The 17,117-nt window shown below is 60.0% G+C and carries 14 protein-coding genes; 9 read left to right on the forward strand and 5 right to left on the reverse strand.

The genetic code is table 11. The annotated features are described in order from the left end of the window. Window positions 1-31: 31 nt before the first annotated feature. From FFI16_RS01990 to der, 3 genes are all read left to right on the forward strand, one after another. A complete protein-coding gene (locus FFI16_RS01990; RefSeq protein ID WP_017135953.1) occupies window positions 32-673 on the forward strand; it encodes a tetratricopeptide repeat protein in 642 nt (213 codons plus the stop codon). Continuing rightward, window positions 666-1,817 carry an outer membrane protein assembly factor BamB gene (bamB, locus tag FFI16_RS01995; protein ID WP_138813945.1) on the forward strand — a complete coding sequence of 384 codons (1,152 nt, stop codon included), beginning with the start codon at window positions 666-668 and terminating at the stop codon, window positions 1,815-1,817. Before FFI16_RS01990 ends, bamB begins: the two co-directional genes overlap by 8 nt. A 135-nt stretch (window positions 1,818-1,952) precedes the next feature. After that, window positions 1,953-3,422 (forward strand): ribosome biogenesis GTPase Der, encoded by a 1,470-nt coding sequence (der, locus tag FFI16_RS02000; protein WP_138813946.1) that lies wholly within the window; start codon window positions 1,953-1,955, stop codon window positions 3,420-3,422. Window positions 3,423-3,464: 42 nt separating this feature from the next. On the opposite strand, the gene FFI16_RS02005 is transcribed toward der, so the two are convergent. Next, window positions 3,465-4,730: a delta-60 repeat domain-containing protein gene (locus FFI16_RS02005; protein ID WP_178112622.1), complete on the reverse strand. Its 1,266-nt coding sequence runs from the start codon at window positions 4,728-4,730 to the stop codon at window positions 3,465-3,467. 238 nt (window positions 4,731-4,968) lie between these two features. Here FFI16_RS02005 and FFI16_RS02010 point away from each other — a divergent pair, with 238 nt between their 5' ends. Both FFI16_RS02010 and FFI16_RS02015 read left to right on the forward strand, forming a co-directional pair. Continuing rightward, on the forward strand, window positions 4,969-6,117 hold the full coding sequence (locus FFI16_RS02010) for a pyridoxal phosphate-dependent aminotransferase (RefSeq protein ID WP_138813948.1): 1,149 nt from the start codon (window positions 4,969-4,971) through the stop codon (window positions 6,115-6,117). Continuing rightward, window positions 6,105-6,896, forward strand: coding sequence for an amidohydrolase (locus FFI16_RS02015; RefSeq protein ID WP_138813949.1), 792 nt, complete (start codon window positions 6,105-6,107; stop codon window positions 6,894-6,896). The genes FFI16_RS02010 and FFI16_RS02015 overlap by 13 nt, the downstream gene beginning before the upstream one ends. Before the next feature lie 178 nt (window positions 6,897-7,074). Here the strand turns inward: FFI16_RS02015 and leuA are convergent, their stop codons facing one another. The 4 genes from leuA to FFI16_RS02040 form a co-directional block, all read right to left on the reverse strand. After that, window positions 7,075-8,754, reverse strand: a complete 1,680-nt coding sequence (gene leuA, locus FFI16_RS02020) for a 2-isopropylmalate synthase (protein WP_138813950.1) — start codon at window positions 8,752-8,754, stop codon at window positions 7,075-7,077. 428 nt (window positions 8,755-9,182) lie between these two features. Next, the gene (locus FFI16_RS02030) at window positions 9,183-10,004 is read right to left on the reverse strand and encodes a peptidoglycan DD-metalloendopeptidase family protein (RefSeq protein WP_138813951.1); all 822 of its coding nucleotides are present in this window, start codon (window positions 10,002-10,004) and stop codon (window positions 9,183-9,185) included. A gap of 3 nt (window positions 10,005-10,007) precedes the next feature. Then, window positions 10,008-11,387 carry an exodeoxyribonuclease VII large subunit gene (xseA, locus tag FFI16_RS02035; RefSeq protein ID WP_058422672.1) on the reverse strand — a complete coding sequence of 460 codons (1,380 nt, stop codon included), beginning with the start codon at window positions 11,385-11,387 and terminating at the stop codon, window positions 10,008-10,010. 9 nt (window positions 11,388-11,396) lie between these two features. Further along, complete coding sequence (locus FFI16_RS02040; protein ID WP_138813952.1) at window positions 11,397-12,287, reverse strand: LysR family transcriptional regulator; 891 nt, start codon at window positions 12,285-12,287, stop codon at window positions 11,397-11,399. 99 nt (window positions 12,288-12,386) lie between these two features. Between FFI16_RS02040 and FFI16_RS02045 the strand changes: the two genes are divergently transcribed. The 4 genes from FFI16_RS02045 to guaA all read left to right on the forward strand — a co-directional run bounded on the left by FFI16_RS02045 (window position 12,387) and on the right by guaA (window position 17,087). Further along, complete coding sequence (locus FFI16_RS02045; protein WP_138813953.1) at window positions 12,387-13,154, forward strand: sulfite exporter TauE/SafE family protein; 768 nt, start codon at window positions 12,387-12,389, stop codon at window positions 13,152-13,154. Between the two features lie 151 nt (window positions 13,155-13,305). Then, window positions 13,306-13,854: a sugar ABC transporter ATPase gene (locus FFI16_RS02050; protein WP_138813954.1), complete on the forward strand. Its 549-nt coding sequence runs from the start codon at window positions 13,306-13,308 to the stop codon at window positions 13,852-13,854. A 104-nt stretch (window positions 13,855-13,958) separates the two neighbouring features. After that, window positions 13,959-15,428: an IMP dehydrogenase gene (guaB, locus tag FFI16_RS02055; protein WP_016977684.1), complete on the forward strand. Its 1,470-nt coding sequence runs from the start codon at window positions 13,959-13,961 to the stop codon at window positions 15,426-15,428. Between the two features lie 81 nt (window positions 15,429-15,509). Then, a complete protein-coding gene (gene guaA, locus FFI16_RS02060; RefSeq protein ID WP_017134673.1) occupies window positions 15,510-17,087 on the forward strand; it encodes a glutamine-hydrolyzing GMP synthase in 1,578 nt (525 codons plus the stop codon). Window positions 17,088-17,117 lie beyond the last annotated feature (30 nt).

Below are 17,117 nucleotides of genomic sequence, written 5' to 3' on the forward strand. Positions count from 1 at the left end.
CAGCCGAATTTAGCGATTAAGGAGTATTGGGGTGTCGAGTACTGATGATGAGCAACTGGCCGAGTTCAAGGACTGGTGGCAGCGTAACGGCAAGCCCCTGGTTACTGGCGGTCTGCTGGCTTTAGTGGTGGTGTTCGGCTGGCAAGCCTGGCACAAGTATCAGGCCAACCAGTCCCAAGGCGCCTCGATTCTCTATCAGCAATTGCTGGAAACCACACTGACGCCGGACGGCAAGCCTGATCCAGCCCAAGTGGCGGACCTGGCCGGCAAGCTGAAAAACGAATTTGGCGGTAGCACCTACGCCCAATACGGTAGCCTGTTCGTCGCGAAAGTTGCGGTCGACACCGGCAAGCTGGATGACGCAGCCACCGAGCTGAAGGCCATCGCCGACAAGCCGACCAACCCGACCCTGGGTGAAATCGCACGTCAGCGCCTGGCTCAGGTGTTGGCGGCACAGAACAAGGCTGACGAAGCACTCAAACTGCTCGACGGCGATGCTGACAAGGCATTTGTGGCCACTCGTGAAGAGCTCAAGGGCGACCTGTTGGTCCAATTGGGTCGTACCGACGAAGCCCATGCTGCGTACCAAAAAGCCAAGGCGGCGCTGTCTGATGAAGCGGCGGTCGGTGGCTTACAAATCAAGCTGGACGACTTGGCCAAAGGGGATGCGTGACGTGATCCGTTGGAAACATGCAGCATTGCTGGCTCTGGCCGTTCTGGCCGCGGGTTGCAGCAGCAACAGTAAAAAAGAACTGCCTCCTGCCGAGCTGACCAGCTTCAAGGAAGAAGTGGTCCTGCAAAAGCAGTGGAGCCGCTCCGTCGGTGATGGTCAGGGCGACCTGTACAACCTGTTGCAGCCGGCAATCGACGGCGACAACATTGTGGCCACTGACTCCACTGGCGTTGTCATGGCCATGGATCGCATGAATGGCGACGTGAAGTGGAAGAAAGACCTCGAACTGCCGGTTTCCGGTGGTGTAGGCGTCGGCTACGGCATGGTGCTGGTCGGTACGCTCAAAGGCGACGTGGTGGCTCTGGACTCGGCAACGGGTGAAGAGAAATGGCGCGCTCGCGTGACCAGCGAAGTGCTTGCCGCACCGGCTACCAACGGCGATGTGGTCGTGGTGCAGACTCAGGATGACCGTGTAATCGGTCTGGATGCCGCCACCGGCAACCAACGCTGGTTGTACGACAGCACCCCGGCGGTGTTGACCCTGCGCGGTACCAGTGGTCCGATTGTAACCAACAACCTGGCCGTTGCTGGCCTGTCGACCGGTAAAGTGGTCGCCCTGGATACCCAGAACGGCGTGCCGGCCTGGGAAACCCGTGTGGCCATCCCGCAAGGTCGCTCCGAACTGGATCGCGTAGTGGACATCGACGGCGGCCTGCTGCTGTCGGGTGAAACCATTTATGTGGCCACCTACCAGGGCCGTGTTGCGGCACTGGACCTGCAAAGCGGCCGCATCAACTGGCAGCGTGATGCTTCCAGCTACGCCGGTGTCGCCCAAGGGTTTGGCAGCGTCTACGTAAGCCTCGCTTCCGGCACCGTTGAAAGTGTCGACGAGCGTTCCACCACTGCACTGTGGAGCAACGACTCCCTGGCCCGCCGTCAATTGTCGGCACCGGAAGTGTTCTCCAGCTACGTAGCGGTAGGTGACTTCGAAGGTTACCTGCACCTGCTGAGCCAGGTAGACGGTCGTTTTGTCGGCCGCGAGCGTATCGACAGCGACGGTCTGCGTGCGCGTCCGCTGGTTGTGGGTAACATGCTTTACGTGTTTGGCAACAGCGGCAAGCTGGACGCCCTGACCATCAAGTAAGCAACTATGCTTGGGGTAAAACCCAGGCGGCCCCGCTTCGGCGGGGCATGCGGCATTTGACTATGCTGCCCCGAGCACCAGCCGCTGCCTTGCAGCGGCTTTTGTATTTTCTGAAATAACGAAGTGGAGAGCCGCATGGTTCCCGTAATCGCCCTGGTGGGCCGACCTAACGTCGGCAAGTCCACCTTGTTCAACCGCCTGACCAGGACTCGTGACGCCATCGTTGGCGACTTGTCCGGTCTGACCCGTGATCGCCAATACGGTGAGGCAAAGTGGCAAGGGCGCTCCTACATTATTGTCGACACCGGTGGTATCTCCGGTGACGAGCATGGCATGGACGAAAAGATGGCCGAGCAATCGCTGCTCGCTATCGAAGAAGCCGATGTCGTGTTGTTCCTGGTGGACGCCCGCGCGGGCTACACCGCTGCCGACCAGATGATTGGCGAGCACCTGCGCAAGCGCAACAAGCGTTCCTATCTGGTCGCCAACAAGATCGACAACATCGATCCAGAAGCGGCCCGTGCCGAATTCAGCCCGATGGGCCTGGGCGATGCGATCCCGGTCGCCGGTGCCCACGGTCGCGGCATCACCCAGATGCTGGAAATTGCCCTGCGCGACTTCCCCAAGGACGATGAAGAGGAAGAAGAGGGCGAGGAAGAGATCGTTGCCGAAGGTGAGGAAGCCAAGCGCATTCCTGGCCCGAGCGAAAAAGACGGTATCAAGATCGCCATCATCGGCCGCCCCAACGTCGGCAAGTCGACGCTGGTTAACCGCATGCTCGGTGAAGACCGTGTCATTGTGTATGACCAGCCGGGTACTACCCGCGACAGTATCTACATCCCGTTCGAGCGTAACGACGAGAAGTACACGCTGATCGACACCGCCGGTGTGCGCAAGCGCGGCAAGATCCACGAGGAAGTTGAAAAGTTCTCGGTGGTCAAAACCCTGCAAGCGATCAAAGACGCCAACGTAGTGATATTCGTGATGGACGCCCGCGAAGGCGTGGTGGACCACGACCTCAACTTGCTGGGCTTTGCCCTGGAAGCCGGTCGTGCCCTCGTCATCGCGATCAACAAGTGGGACGGCATGACGCCGAGCGAGCGCGATTTCGTCAAGATCGAGTTGCAGCGTCGCCTGTTCTTCGTCGAGTTCGCCGATATTCACTTTATCTCGGCACTGCACGGCACCGGCGTGGGCAACCTCTACGCGTCCGTGCAGAACTCGTTCAAGTCTGCGGTTACCCGCTGGCCGACCAACCGCCTCACCCAGATCCTGGAAGATGCGGTCGGTGAGCATGCGCCGCCGATGGTCAACAACCGTCGGATCAAGCTGCGTTACGCCCACTTGGGTGGTGCCAACCCGCCGATTATCGTGATCCACGGTAACCAGATCGAGAAGGTGCCCAAGTCCTATGTGCGTTACCTGGAAAACACCTACCGCCGTGTCTTGAAACTGGTCGGTACGCCGATCCGTATCGAGTTCAAGGGGGGCGAGAACCCATACGAAGGCAACAAGAACACACTGACTGACCGTCAGGTGAACAAGAAGCGTCGTTTGATGACTCACCACAAGAAAGCCGACAAGAAGCGCCGCGACAAGCGCTGATTGAGGTTTAAAAAAGGCGCCGATGGCGCCTTTTTTGTTGTTTCAAGAAAAGACGCGTGCGATATAGAAATTGACTGCGCCGAAGGATCCTTTGGCAGAACCTAGAACCAGAATTCGCTCCTGCTGGTCGATAGCAAGATCAATCACTGTGTTGAACTGACCACCAAACTCCAGCGTCACCCGGCCGTTCTTCGATGCGCCAAAGGTAATATCTGGTTCGCCACTGCGCTCAAAGCGAGCCAGTACGGCTTGACTGCTGAACCCGCCATCAACAACGCCGATGGCAATAACTTTCCCTTCGTGTATCAGAACCTTGTGCCAAGCGGTCACCTGTGGGGTTATGACAGGCAGTCCGCCGAAATCAGGGTGTGGGGTTCCGTCGGCGTGCAGTTTGACCATTAGCGCGCCCTGCGAGGTTGCCCCGCAAACCAGAATGCTCTCTTCGTTGCAGACCAAGTGAGCGTAACGCTGATTTTGGGTGCGGTACTCGCCATTGTTGGCGAACGTGGTATCGAGCCCTCCATTATTGTCAAAACGTTTAATCAGCCCCCCCTTGATACCTCGTTTATCGTCGGTGTTACCCACCACAAGAATACGGTCATCAACCTGATGGCCCAGGGCGGTGGGATCATAGGTTTCACCGCCTCGGGTGTGGGTCTCGGCGTATTGCTTGCCTTGGTTGAACGTGATGTCCAGTTCTCCGTTCGGCTCGATTCGCGATAACAAACTGCCCCAATAATCTAATTCATCCACGTACTGAAACAGCGTCACTATGAACCCGGTCGACTGAGTGTCGCCGTCGACAAGTGGGGTTCCAGGGCTGGCTGACTCCCCTGGAAGTGGCGATGTCAGCACAAAAGTGCCGTTATTGCCGCTGTCGGTATCAGCACGACCATCATCATGCAGCCAGGCAAGCGAGGGCATGCGCATATTCGCGTGGTTGTGCACGAAGCCCAACAACAGCCATCTGGAGTCGCGCAACGGAAATATTTTTGCGCCGTAAGAACCCCATGCAGGCTCGTCAGGCTTGAAGTGCCCGCATGCCATTCCCAGCGTCCCAAACCCTTCGACCAACGCTCCATTCTCGTCCCGGCGCATCAAAATGAACTGCGTTCGGGTATGGGTGGGCAAAATGTCTGGTGCGGCACCTGCAATCAACGTCTCGTTATTGTCGGTGAGGCGCATCCCCCGCGCTTCGTACAATTCGATTCCGGCTGGATTGACCAGTTGGTAGCCCGCATTTCCGTAGGATACATCCAGATCTCCAGGTGCTTGGGCAGTAGGAGGGGCGTCGGTGTATGAAGGCATGACCGTTATCCTGGCTGAGTGATTTGTTCGCTCAGTAAGCGCGAGGTATTTCGTCTGGGTAACTGTGAGAATTACCTGTTTTTCTTTTTCAAATGACCAGCCGTCGTTTTGTTCAGACGCTCCCGGGCACACACGACCAGGTTCCATTAGGTGCGGCAGCTTTTTTGTCCGCAATGCATAAGCTATCCTCGAGCGCGCCCGCGCCGCCGAAGAGCCGGGTGTTCAGCAGGGGCTTTCCATGATCACCAGCAAGCTGCCGAATGTCGGCACCACTATTTTCACCACCATGTCGCAACTCGCTGCCGAAACCGGGGCGCTCAACCTGTCCCAGGGCTTTCCCGATTTCAACGGCCCCCAAGGCTTGCTGGATGCGGTGGGCAAGCACATCGCCCTCGGCCATAACCAATACGCACCGATGACCGGCCTGCCCATGTTGCGTCAGCAAGTGGCGGCCAAGATCGCCCGCAGTTATGGCGCCACGGTGGATGTCGACAGCGAAGTGACCATCACTCCCGGCGCCACCGAGGCGATCTTCTGCGCGATTCAGGCCGTGGTTCGCAACGGTGATGAAGTCATCGTGTTCGATCCCAGCTACGACAGCTACGAGCCGTCGGTCGAGCTGGCCGGTGGCCGCTGCGTGCATGTGCAACTAAGCCTGCAAGGCTTCGCGCTCGACTTCGACAAGATCAAGGCCGCGCTCTCACCGCGTACGCGCATGATCATCCTCAACTCGCCGCACAACCCCACCGGTGCGTTGATCAGCCGTGCCGAGCTGGACCAGTTGGCTGAACTGATCCGCGACCGCGATATCTACCTGGTCAGCGATGAGGTCTACGAACACCTGGTGTTCGATGGTGTGCCCCATGTCAGCGTGCTGGCCCATGAAGAGTTGTATCAGCGTGCATTCGTGGTCAGCTCCTTCGGCAAGACCTACCACGTCACCGGCTGGAAAACCGGCTACGTGGTCGCGCCACCGGCCCTGACCTTAGAGCTGCGCAAGGTGCATCAATATGTCAACTTCTGCGGTGTGACCCCTTTGCAGTACGCTTTGGCTGACTTCATGGCCGAACACCCGGAACACGTCGAGCAGCTGCCGGCTTTTTATCAGGCCAAGCGCGACCTGTTCTGCGACCTGCTGGCGCCGTCGCGTTTCAGCTTTACCCGGGTGGCCGGCACCTACTTTCAACTGGTGGATTACTCACAGATTCGCCCGGACCTGGATGACGTCGCCATGTCACTGTGGATGACCCGCGAACACGGCGTGGCGACGATTCCGGTCTCGGTGTTCTATCAGAGCCCGCCGCAAGGCCAGCGCCTGGTGCGCCTGTGCTTTGCCAAACGCGAGGAGACGCTGCAACAAGCGGCGAAGAAACTATGCGTGATTTGACTGCATTACCCGACCTGAATATCGCCTTGGTCCAGACGAGCCTGGCGTGGCATGACCGTCAGGCCAATCTCGAGCATTTCGAACTGTTGCTGGAGCAGGCCAAAGGCGCCGACCTGATTGTGCTGCCGGAGATGTTCACCACCGGTTTCTCCATGGAATCGCAAACCCTCGCCGAGCCCGAACATGGCCCGACTCATCTCTGGTTGCAAGCCCAGGCAGCCAAGTACAACGCGGTGATCACCGGCAGCGTGATCATCCAGGCCGCCGACGGCAGCCACCGTAACCGCCTGCTGTGGGCGCGCCCGGACGGTGAAGTGCTGCACTACGACAAGCGTCACCTGTTTCGTATGGCAGGCGAACACGATCACTACACGCCCGGCGAGCGCCAGGTGCAGTTCGAGTTGAAGGGCTGGCGCATTCGCCCGTTGATTTGCTACGACCTGCGCTTCCCGGTGTGGAGCCGTGATGCCCAGGACACTGACCTGCTGCTGTACACCGCGAACTGGCCGGGAGCACGGCGTCAGCATTGGAACCGCTTGCTGCCGGCGCGGGCTATCGAGAACCTGTGTTACGTGGCGGCAGTCAATCGGGTGGGTACGGATGGCAAGGGCTTTGCCTACACCGGAGACAGCCAGGTGCTGGATTTCCAGGGTGAGACCTTGCTCAGTGCCGGGGAGGCGGACGGGGTGTTTCAGGTGTGCCTGAATGCGGCAGAGTTGGCGGCGTATCGCGAAAAATTTCCAGCGAACCTGGATGCCGATAGGTTTCAGTTTGTCTGACAGACCGCTTTCGCGAGCAAGCCCGCTCCCACATTCGACCGCATTTATCCTGTAGGGATGCGGTCAAAATGTGGGAGCGGGCTTGCTCGCGAAGAGGCCATCCGCATCACCGCCCATCCAAAGCAAAAAAGGCCCCTGGATTCTCACCCAGGGGCCTTTTGCATTACCGCGACAGTGCTTACGCCGCCTTCGCTTCCAGCTGGCTCAACGAACGGTTCAGCGCACTGAACACCGCCTTGAAGCTCGCCGTGGTGATGTTTTCATCAATCCCTACACCGTGCACCGGGCGTTCGCCGTTTACGCGAAGCTCGATGTAGGCCGCAGCCTTGGCATTGGTGCCGGCGCCGATCGCGTGTTCGTTGTAGTCCATGATCTCAACCTTGATCGGCAGCGCGGCAACCAATGCTTCCAGAGTGCCGTAACCCTTGCCGTTCCAGCGCAGGTTGGTTTCGCCCTGGCCTTTGCCGGAGACTTCCACTTCCACGGTGCTATTGCCGTTTTCTTCCTGCAGGCGGTGGCTCACCAGCGCGTACGGGGTGTTGGCTTGCAGGTATTCACGCTGCAACAGGGCGTAGATTTGCGGTGCAGTCATCTCCAGGCCCACGCGGTCGGTTTCGGCCTGTACCACTTGGCTGAATTCGATCTGCATGCGGCGTGGCAAGCTGATGTCGTATTCCTGCTCCAGCAGGTAGGCGATGCCGCCTTTGCCCGACTGGCTGTTCACGCGGATCACTGCCTCGTAGCTGCGGCCGATGTCGGCCGGGTCGATCGGCAAGTACGGCACTTCCCACAGCGCGTCGGCTTTCTGCTGGGTAAAGCCCTTGCGGATTGCGTCCTGGTGGGAGCCGGAGAACGCGGTGTGCACCAGATCGCCAACGTACGGATGACGTGGGTGCACCTGGATCTGGTTGCACTCCTCGACGACTTTGCGCACGCCGTCGATATCGGAAAAGTCCAGCTGCGGGTCGAGGCCTTGGGTGTACATGTTCAAGGCTACGGTCACGAGGTCGACGTTACCGGTACGCTCGCCGTTGCCGAACAGGCAGCCTTCGACACGGTCGGCGCCGGCCATCAGGCCCAGCTCGGTGGCGGCCACGCCGGTGCCACGGTCGTTGTGGGTGTGCAGGCTGATGATCACGCTGTCACGACGGTTGATATGGCGGCCGAACCACTCGATCTGGTCGGCATAGATGTTGGGTGTCGCGCATTCAACCGTGGCCGGCAGGTTGAGGATCATCTTGTGCTCAGGCGTCGGGTTCCACACCTCGATCACCGCGTCACAGACTTCCTTGGCGAACTCAAGCTCGGTGGCGCTGAAGGTCTCCGGGGAGTACTCGAAGGTCCACTGGGTGTCCGGCTGCTGGGCGGCGTATTTGACGAACAGCTTGGCCGCGTTGACCGCTATGGCCTTGATGCCGTCTTTGTCCTGGTTGAACACGATGCGGCGGAACGACGGCGACGTGGCGTTGTACAAGTGCACGATGGCCTTTTTGGCGCCGCGCAGGGATTCGAAAGTACGTGCGATCAGGTCTTCACGGCCCTGGGTCAGCACCTGGATGGTGGTGTCCGCGGGGATGTGGTTGTCTTCGATCAAGGTGCGCACGAAGTCGAAGTCGGTTTGCGACGCGGCCGGGAACGAAGCTTCGATTTCCTTCACGCCTACAGACACCAGGGTCTTCCAGAAACGCAGCTTCTTCGCAGCGTCCATCGGCTCGATCAGCGACTGGTTGCCATCACGCAGGTCGGAGCTGCACCAGATCGGCGCTTCGGTGATGGTCTTCGACGGCCAGGTGCGGTCCGGGATATCGATGGTCGGGAACGCGCGGTACTTCGAAGACGGGTCTTTGAGCATGCTCATCGGGAAATCCTTTAGTAGTAGGGGCCGAGAAAAGGCGGCCTGCCGTAAAACTGTTATTGGGGACGAAGCTTGGGACGAGGCAGATCGATTCAGCCTGGCAGTCGTGCGCTGACGAGGCACAGGCTGCGGTGCTGGCGGAGCTGAATGAGGGTGTGAGAGGTTTTCATAAGCTCAACCCTAACCGCCGGGGTGAAAGATGGCAAGTAGTCGGGAAAAATTGAGATAAGTTCTTCTATTTGGCTGCGATTTGATATTTTGTTGCGGTTTTTGAGTTGTAGGTTTGTTTTTATTGCGCAGTAGTTATTGGGCGCGCAATTGGGCTGGCAGACCCGGCTTCATCGCGGGCAAGCCCGGCTCCCACAGGGAATCGCGTTCACCTGTGGGAGCCGGGCTTGCCCGCGATGAGGCCGGTAGGTTGAATATTTATATCAGGGCTGGAACGCGCCGATAAAAATCGCCGGGTCGACCCGCGCATCGTTAAGGCTGATATTCCAATGCATGTGCGGCCCGGTCGCACGGCCTGTGGAACCGACCTTGCCCACTACCGCGCCGCGTGCCAGTTGGTCGCCGACTTTGACGTCGATCTTCGACATATGGCAGAACATGCTGATAAAGCCCTGGCCATGGTCGACGAACACAGTGTTGCCGTTGAAGAAGTAGTTGCCGGTCAGGATCACTTTGCCCGCTGCCGGTGTCTTGATCGGCGTGCCTGCACCCACCGCGAAGTCCAGCCCCGAATGCGGGTTGCGCTCCTCGCCATTAAAGAACCGACGCACGCCGAACTTGCTCGACAGTGGCCCATTGACCGGTTTGTCCAGCAGCAGGTTGCTCGGCGTATTCGGGCTGAAGCTGCGGTAGGCCTTGAGCTGTACGGCCAGTTCACCTTCGATGCGCTTGAGTTGCGCCGGGTCCGGGTTCACCTGGCTTTTGTTCTTCAAGGTGATGTGTTGTTCGGGGTATTTCTTGAAGCCCACCACAAACGGCAAGTTCTGCCCGCCGCTGGTGATGCGCTCGGTGCCGGGCTTGACGGTCAGCGGGATCCCGACAATCGCCAGCCAGTTGTTCTGTTCCTTGACCACCAGCACCGGCCGATTCAGGTAGCTGGCTTTGGGCGCGCTGGCCGAAGTGCCGAGGTCGACCACCGCCACGCCACCCGGCACTGGCTTGTTCAGCAGCCGCGTGATGTAGCTGTCGGCGTGGGCGTTGAAGGTGAGGCACAACAATATCAGCAGGCTAAATAAACGTGGCATCGATCAATCCAGTAACGACAGGGTGACGGGCGTCAGGTGGTTATCTTCCACCCGCACCTGCAATTGGCCTTCGCCCAGGCGTGCGGTCAGGCGCTGGCCAGTGTGGGTTTGCGCGGCGTTGCGGATCGCCTGGCCACGCTCGTCCAGCAGGATGCTGTAGCCACGGCCCAGGGTCGCCAGCGGGCTGACCACCTGCAGGGTCTGCACCTGGCTTTGCAGTTGCAGGCGGCGTGCCTTGAGGCCTTCGCGCATGGCGCGGGGCAGGCGTTCTGCGAGGCTGTCCAGGCGCTGGCGCAGCAGGGCCAACTGGCGGCCGGGGTGTTGGCCGGCGAGGCGGGTTTCCAGACGGATCAGGCGTTCGCGACGGGTGTTGAGGCTGCGCTCGAAGGCGCGGCGCAGGCGCATGTCCAGGTCATCCAGGCGTTGGGCCTGTTGGCGCAGACGTTCGCCAGGGTGGCGCAGGCGGCGGGCCATGCCCTCAAGGCGCAGGCGGTCGTGGCTGAGGCGGTTGCGCATCAGCATCACCAGGCGGCGGTGCAGGTTTTCGACCTGGCGCACCAGGTGGCTGGCGTCGGGCGCGAGCAATTCAGCGGCGGCGGAGGGCGTGGGGGCGCGCACGTCCGCCACAAAGTCGCAGATCGACACATCGGTTTCATGGCCGACGGCGCTGACGATGGGTGTTACGCAAGCATCTACCGCACGGGCTACGGCTTCTTCGTTGAAGCACCAGAGGTCTTCCAGCGAACCGCCGCCACGGGCCAGGATCAACGCATCGAAGCCACGCGCGTCGGCCAGTTTCAGTGCGCGCACAATCTGTGGAATGGCTTCGCGGCCTTGCACTGCGGTGGGAATCAGTGTCAGTTCAACGTTTGGCGCACGACGGCGGAACACGCTGATGATGTCGCGGATCACCGCGCCGGTGGGCGAGCTGATAATCCCGATGCGCCTAGGGTGCGCCGGCAGCGGCACCTTGCGCTCGGCACTGAACAGGCCTTCGGCGCTGAGCTTTTCCTTCAGCGCATCAAAGGCCAGGCGCAGCGCGCCGTCGCCGGCAGGTTCCACGGTATCGAGGATCAACTGATAGTCGCCACGGCCTTCGAACAGCGAGACCTTGCCGCGCACCTTCACCGCCAAGCCGTCCTTCAACGCCTGGCGGACTCGCGCGGCATTGTTGCGAAACAGCGCGCAACGCACTTGGGCGCCACTGTCCTTGAGGGTGAAATACACATGGCCGGAAGCCGGGCGGGCGAGGTTGGAGATCTCGCCTTCGACCCAGATATTGGTGAACACGTCTTCCAGCAACACCCGCGCGCGGCCGTTGAGCTGGCTGACAGTCAGGACTTCGCGGTCCAGGCCCAAGCGGGCAAAAGGATCTTTAATCATGGCGGCAGTTTATAGGCATTCGTGCAAGGTTTGGCAGAATTGCTCCACCAGTGCGCTCGGTGCCTGCGCGCAGGCAAGGGCCACGGTACTCAAGCAGTCCGGGTCGGCCAGGGGCAAAAAGTGCAGGTTGGCCGGCGCTATGTCCTGCATGGATTTTGGTAACAGGGCAATACCGAATCCGGCCTGGATCAGTTGCAACTGCGTGGTTTTGCGCGACATCACTCGCGCCGCTTTGGGGAAAAATCCTGCACGCATGCACAGCTCGGCCGACAGATAACTCAGGCCGCCGCGCTGGGGGTGGGGGATCGAGATAAACGCTTCGTCCTTGAGTTGCTCCAGTTCGATCGGGTTATTACTGCGGGCCAGTGGGTGATTGGGTGGCACGGCCAGCAACAATTGTTCGCTGTATAAAGGCACCACGCGCACGCCCTCACGCTGGCGCAGCACGGGTAAACGCAAGAGGCCGACGTCCAGGCGCCCGTCGGCAATTTCTTCAAGCTGCGCTTCGGAAGACAGCTTGACGATATCCATCGTCACGCCGGGGCAACGCTGCAGCCAGGTACTGATGCCGTGCAGCAACGGCCCGCTCATCGGCACGGTGCTCGAATGGCTCAGGCGCAGGGTGCCAAGCTGTCCATTGCCAACCTGCGTGGCCATCTCACTGGCCTTGAGCAGATCGGTCAGCAGGTTGCGCGCCCTTGGGTAAAAGGCTTCGCCCGCCGCCGTCAGCCGGGGCTGGCGCGCGGTGCGTTCGAACAGCGGGGTTTGCAGCTGGGTTTCCAGCTCTTTGATCTGTCGGCTCAGCGCTGATTGCGCCACAAACAAACGCTCGGCGGCGGCGCTGAAGCTGCCGCTGTCGGCGATTTCGACGAAGTAGCGCAGTTGGCGAGTGGATATCACGCGTCATGCCTTTTCGAGATGAGTGGAGGGCTTTGAAGATATTAGTCGCAACACTCGGCGATGGCTAAAGTGATGCCTGTCTCTTTTAAGGAATACGTCATGAATCCGGTTGAGCTGATGAGCCAGTGGTCGTTCAGTGGTGTCGATTGGCTGGTCATCGGCCTGGGTGTGGCGGTGGCTTACATCGTGTTCGGCATTGCCGGTTTTGGCACGGCGCTGGTGGCGGGGCCGATCCTGATTGTGTTTATGCCGCTGTCGAAGATCATCCCGTTGCTGGTGCTGCTGGATTTTGTCGCGGCTTTTGGCAATCTGCTGCAATTGCGGCGAGACGTGAACAGGCCCGAACTGCTGCGGTTGCTGCCGTGCATGGCCATCGGTTGCACGCTGGGTGTGATCTTTCTGCTCAACCTGCATTCGGATCTGTTGTTGCTGCTGATGGGGCTGTTTATCAGCGCCTATGCGATCTACAGCTTGTCGGTGAAGGCGCGGCCCACGCAACTTTCCAAAGGCTGGTCGATTCCCATGGGCACCGTCGGCGGGCTGTTTGGCGCTTTGTTTGGCAGTGGCGGCTTTTTATATGCGATCTACCTCAACAGCCGTTTGCCCAAGGACGCGGCGCGGGCCACGCAAAGTGCGTTGATCAGTTGCAGCACGGTGGTGCGCCTGAGCCTGTTTCTGGTCGCCGGGGTGTATGCGGATCTGCCGTTGCTGTTGTTGGCCGTTTGTCTATTGCCGGCGATGGCCCTGGGGCTGTGGTGTGGGCGCAGGTTGACGATGCGCATGTCCCGCGAAGCCTTTGTGCGCTTGGTGACGTGGTTGGTGTTGGCCAGTGGCATTGCATTGATTGGGCGGTATTTGAGTACTTGACCCGATTTCTTCAGGGATTAAGCTGCCAGCCTTCAGGGCCTCTTCGCGAGCAAGCCCGCTCCCACATTTGGCATTGTGAACACTTTCAAAATGTGGGAGCGGGCTTGCCCGCGATGGCGCCAGTAGCCACACCGCAGGGCTCCCAAGCACCATGAACTCCCAAAGCATCCTTGTCCCCAAAATCTCCACCTTGCCCGTCCACGAACCCCGCGCCCGCGCGATCGTGCGCTGGCTGGTGCGCAAGAACATCATCAAGGAAGAGCTGACCACCTGCGGGCGCACCGGCAACCGCATGGCCTACGCCCTGGCCGATGGCGCCCGTGCCGTGGTGCTGCACCCCGAGGCGCTGCCGTTCAACGAGCCGGTCAATGGCCTGGAGATCATCTACAAGCGCTGCATCTACACACCCGCCAAGGGCTTTCTCGAAGAAGCCGGCTGCCCGGAATGCCTTAAAGAAGTCGGCGAAGCACTGTTCGAAAGCCTGGAAGAGTGGATGCCTGGCCACACCGACAACTTCACCTGCCCGTTGTGTGGGCATGAAGATGACATCAACGGGTTTCTGTTCCTGCAGGAATGCGGGTTTTCCAACCTGGGTTTCATCTTCAACAACTGGGCGGAGGCGGGGTTCAAGCAGAGCTTTATCGACGAATTTGCCGACTGGCTGGACCAGAAGATGAGTTGGGTCAAAGTCGAGCTTTAATCCATCTATCAGTATTACCAAGTTTGTCAGAGTTTTACATTGAGCCCGACAGGGTGCATGTATATAATGGCGCGCTTCCATTTTCCCGCTCGGGAGCCCCCGCGATGCTGCGTATCAGCCAAGAAGCTCTGACATTCGACGACATTCTCCTAGTGCCCGGTTATTCCGAGGTGCTTCCTAACGAAGTCAGTCTCAAGACCCGCCTAACCCGTGGCATCGAGCTGAATATTCCTCTGGTTTCCGCTGCCATGGACACCGTCACTGAAGCCCGTTTGGCAATCGCCATGGCTCAGGAAGGCGGCATTGGCATCATCCACAAGAACATGACCATCGAGCAGCAAGCTGCCGAAGTGCGCAAGGTCAAGCGTTACGAAGCCGGTGTGGTGAAAGATCCCATCACCATCGAAGCCGACGCTACCGTGCGTGATCTGTTCGACCTGACCCGCCTGCACAACATCTCCGGCGTTCCGGTACTGCACGATGGCGACCTGGTCGGCATCGTCACTTCCCGTGACGTGCGTTTCGAGAACCGCCTTGAAGTCACCGTCCGTGAAGTGATGACGCCTAAAGAGCGCCTCGTCACTGTCAAGGAAGGCGCCGACAAGAACGACGTGCGCGAACTGCTGCACAAGCACCGCATCGAGCGCGTGCTGATCGTCGACGACAAATTCGCCCTCAAAGGCATGATGACCGTCAACGACATCGAAAAAGCCAAGGCATACCCGTTGGCCAGCAAGGATGATCAAGGTCGTCTGCGTGTTGGCGCTGCGGTCGGCACCGGCAAAGACACCGGTGACCGCGTTTCGGCCCTGGTGGCTGCCGGTGTTGACGTGGTAGTGGTCGACACCGCCCACGGTCACTCCAAAGGCGTGATCGATCGCGTTCGCTGGGTCAAACAGAATTTCCCTGACGTACAGGTGATCGGCGGCAACATTGCCACCGGCGCAGCTGCCAAGGCCCTGGCCGAAGCCGGCGCCGATGCGGTCAAGGTCGGTATCGGCCCTGGTTCCATCTGCACCACGCGTATCGTCGCCGGTGTAGGCGTGCCGCAAATCAGCGCCATCGCCAACGTCGCCGCTGCCCTTGAAGGCACCGGCGTTCCGTTGATCGCCGACGGCGGCATCCGTTTCTCCGGTGACCTGTCCAAGGCCATCGTCGCCGGTGCTTCCTGCGTGATGATGGGCTCGATGTTCGCCGGTACCGAAGAAGCGCCGGGCGAAATCGAGCTGTTCCAGGGCCGTTCGTACAAGGCTTACCGCGGCATGGGTTCGCTGGGCGCCATGTCCCAGGCGCAAGGCTCCTCCGACCGCTACTTCCAGGACTCCTCGGCAGGCGCCGAGAAGCTCGTACCGGAAGGCATCGAAGGCCGTGTGCCGTACAAAGGCACCCTGAGCGCGATCATCCATCAACTGATGGGCGGCCTGCGTTCCTCGATGGGCTACACCGGCAGCGCCGACATCGAAGAAATGCGCACCAAGCCAGAGTTCGTACGGATCACCGGCGCCGGCATGGCTGAATCCCATGTCCACGACGTGCAGATCACCAAGGAAGCGCCGAACTACCGCGTAGGTTGAGGCTTCCAGCAAAACGTTAAGTAACCGGGGCTGTTCTTTCAGCCCCGAGTTGTTTCTGATTCATTAGACGAGACTGACTTCATGGCCCTCGACATTCACGCCCACCGCATCCTGATCCTCGACTTCGGTTCCCAGTACACCCAGCTGATCGCCCGCCGCGTGCGTGAAATCGGCGTGTACTGCGAACTGCACCCGTTCGACATGGACGACGAAGCGATCCGCGAATTCGCACCTAAAGGCGTCATCCTCGCCGGTGGCCCCGAGTCCGTGCACGAAGCCAACAGCCCGCGTTGCCCGCAAGCCGTGTTCGACCTCGGCGTGCCCGTCTTCGGTATCTGCTACGGCATGCAGACCATGGCCGAGCAACTGGGCGGCAAGGTGGAAGGTTCCGAACTGCGTGAATTCGGTTATGCCCGTGTGGATGTGGTCGGCAAGAGCCGCCTGCTGGACGGCATCGAAGACCACATCGACGCCGACGGCCTGTTCGGCCTCGACGTGTGGATGAGCCACGGTGACAAGGTCACCAAGATGCCGGAAGACTTCCACATCCTGGCCAGCACCCCGAGCTGCCCGATCGCCGGCATGTTCAACGACGAGCGCGGCTACTACGGCGTGCAGTTTCACCCGGAAGTGACCCACACCAAGCAAGGCGGGCGCATCCTGTCGCGCTTCATCCTCGACATCTGCCAATGCGAAGCCCTGTGGACCCCGTCGAAAATCGCTGAAGACGCCATCGCCAACGTGCGCGCCCAGGTCGGCACCGACAACGTATTGCTCGGCCTGTCCGGCGGCGTTGACTCCTCCGTGGTAGCCGCCTTGCTGCACAAAGCCATCGGCGACCAGCTGACCTGCGTGTTCGTCGACAACGGCCTGCTGCGCCTGCATGAAGGCGAGCAAGTGATGGCCATGTTCGCCGAGAACATGGGCGTCAAGGTGATCCGCGCCAACGCCGAGGACCAGTTCCTCAACAACCTGGCGGGCGAAAGCGACCCAGAGAAGAAGCGCAAGATCATCGGCCGCACCTTCATCGACGTATTCGATGCCCAGTCCAACAAACTGGACAACATCAAGTACCTCGCCCAAGGCACCATCTACCCTGACGTGATCGAGTCGGCCGGCGCCAAGAGCGGCAAGGCCCACGTGATCAAGTCCCACCACAACGTGGGTGGCCTGCCGGAGGAGATGAACCTCAAGCTGGTAGAACCGCTGCGCGAACTGTTCAAGGACGAAGTCCGCCGTCTGGGCCTGGAGCTCGGCCTGCCGTACGACATGGTCTACCGCCACCCGTTCCCAGGCCCGGGCCTGGGCGTGCGTATCCTCGGTGAAGTGAAGAAGGAGTACGCCGACCTGCTGCGTCGCGCCGACCACATCTTCATCGAAGAACTGCGCAAGGCCGACTGGTACCACAAAGTCAGCCAGGCCTTCGTGGTGTTCCAGCCGGTGAAATCGGTGGGTGTTGTCGGTGATGGCCGTCGTTATGCGTGGGTTGTTGCGCTGCGTGCCGTTGAGACCATCGACTTCATGACCGCGCGTTGGGCACACCTGCCGTACGAGCTGCTGGAAACTGTCAGCGGCCGGATCATCAATGAGATCGAAGGCATTTCGCGCGTTACTTATGACGTGTCGAGCAAGCCGCCGGCGACGATTGAGTGGGAATGATTCCTGGCACCTGCCTTGAGTCGTAAATAA

Source organism: Pseudomonas sp. KBS0710, from assembly GCF_005938045.2.
Lineage (GTDB): Bacteria > Pseudomonadota > Gammaproteobacteria > Pseudomonadales > Pseudomonadaceae > Aquipseudomonas.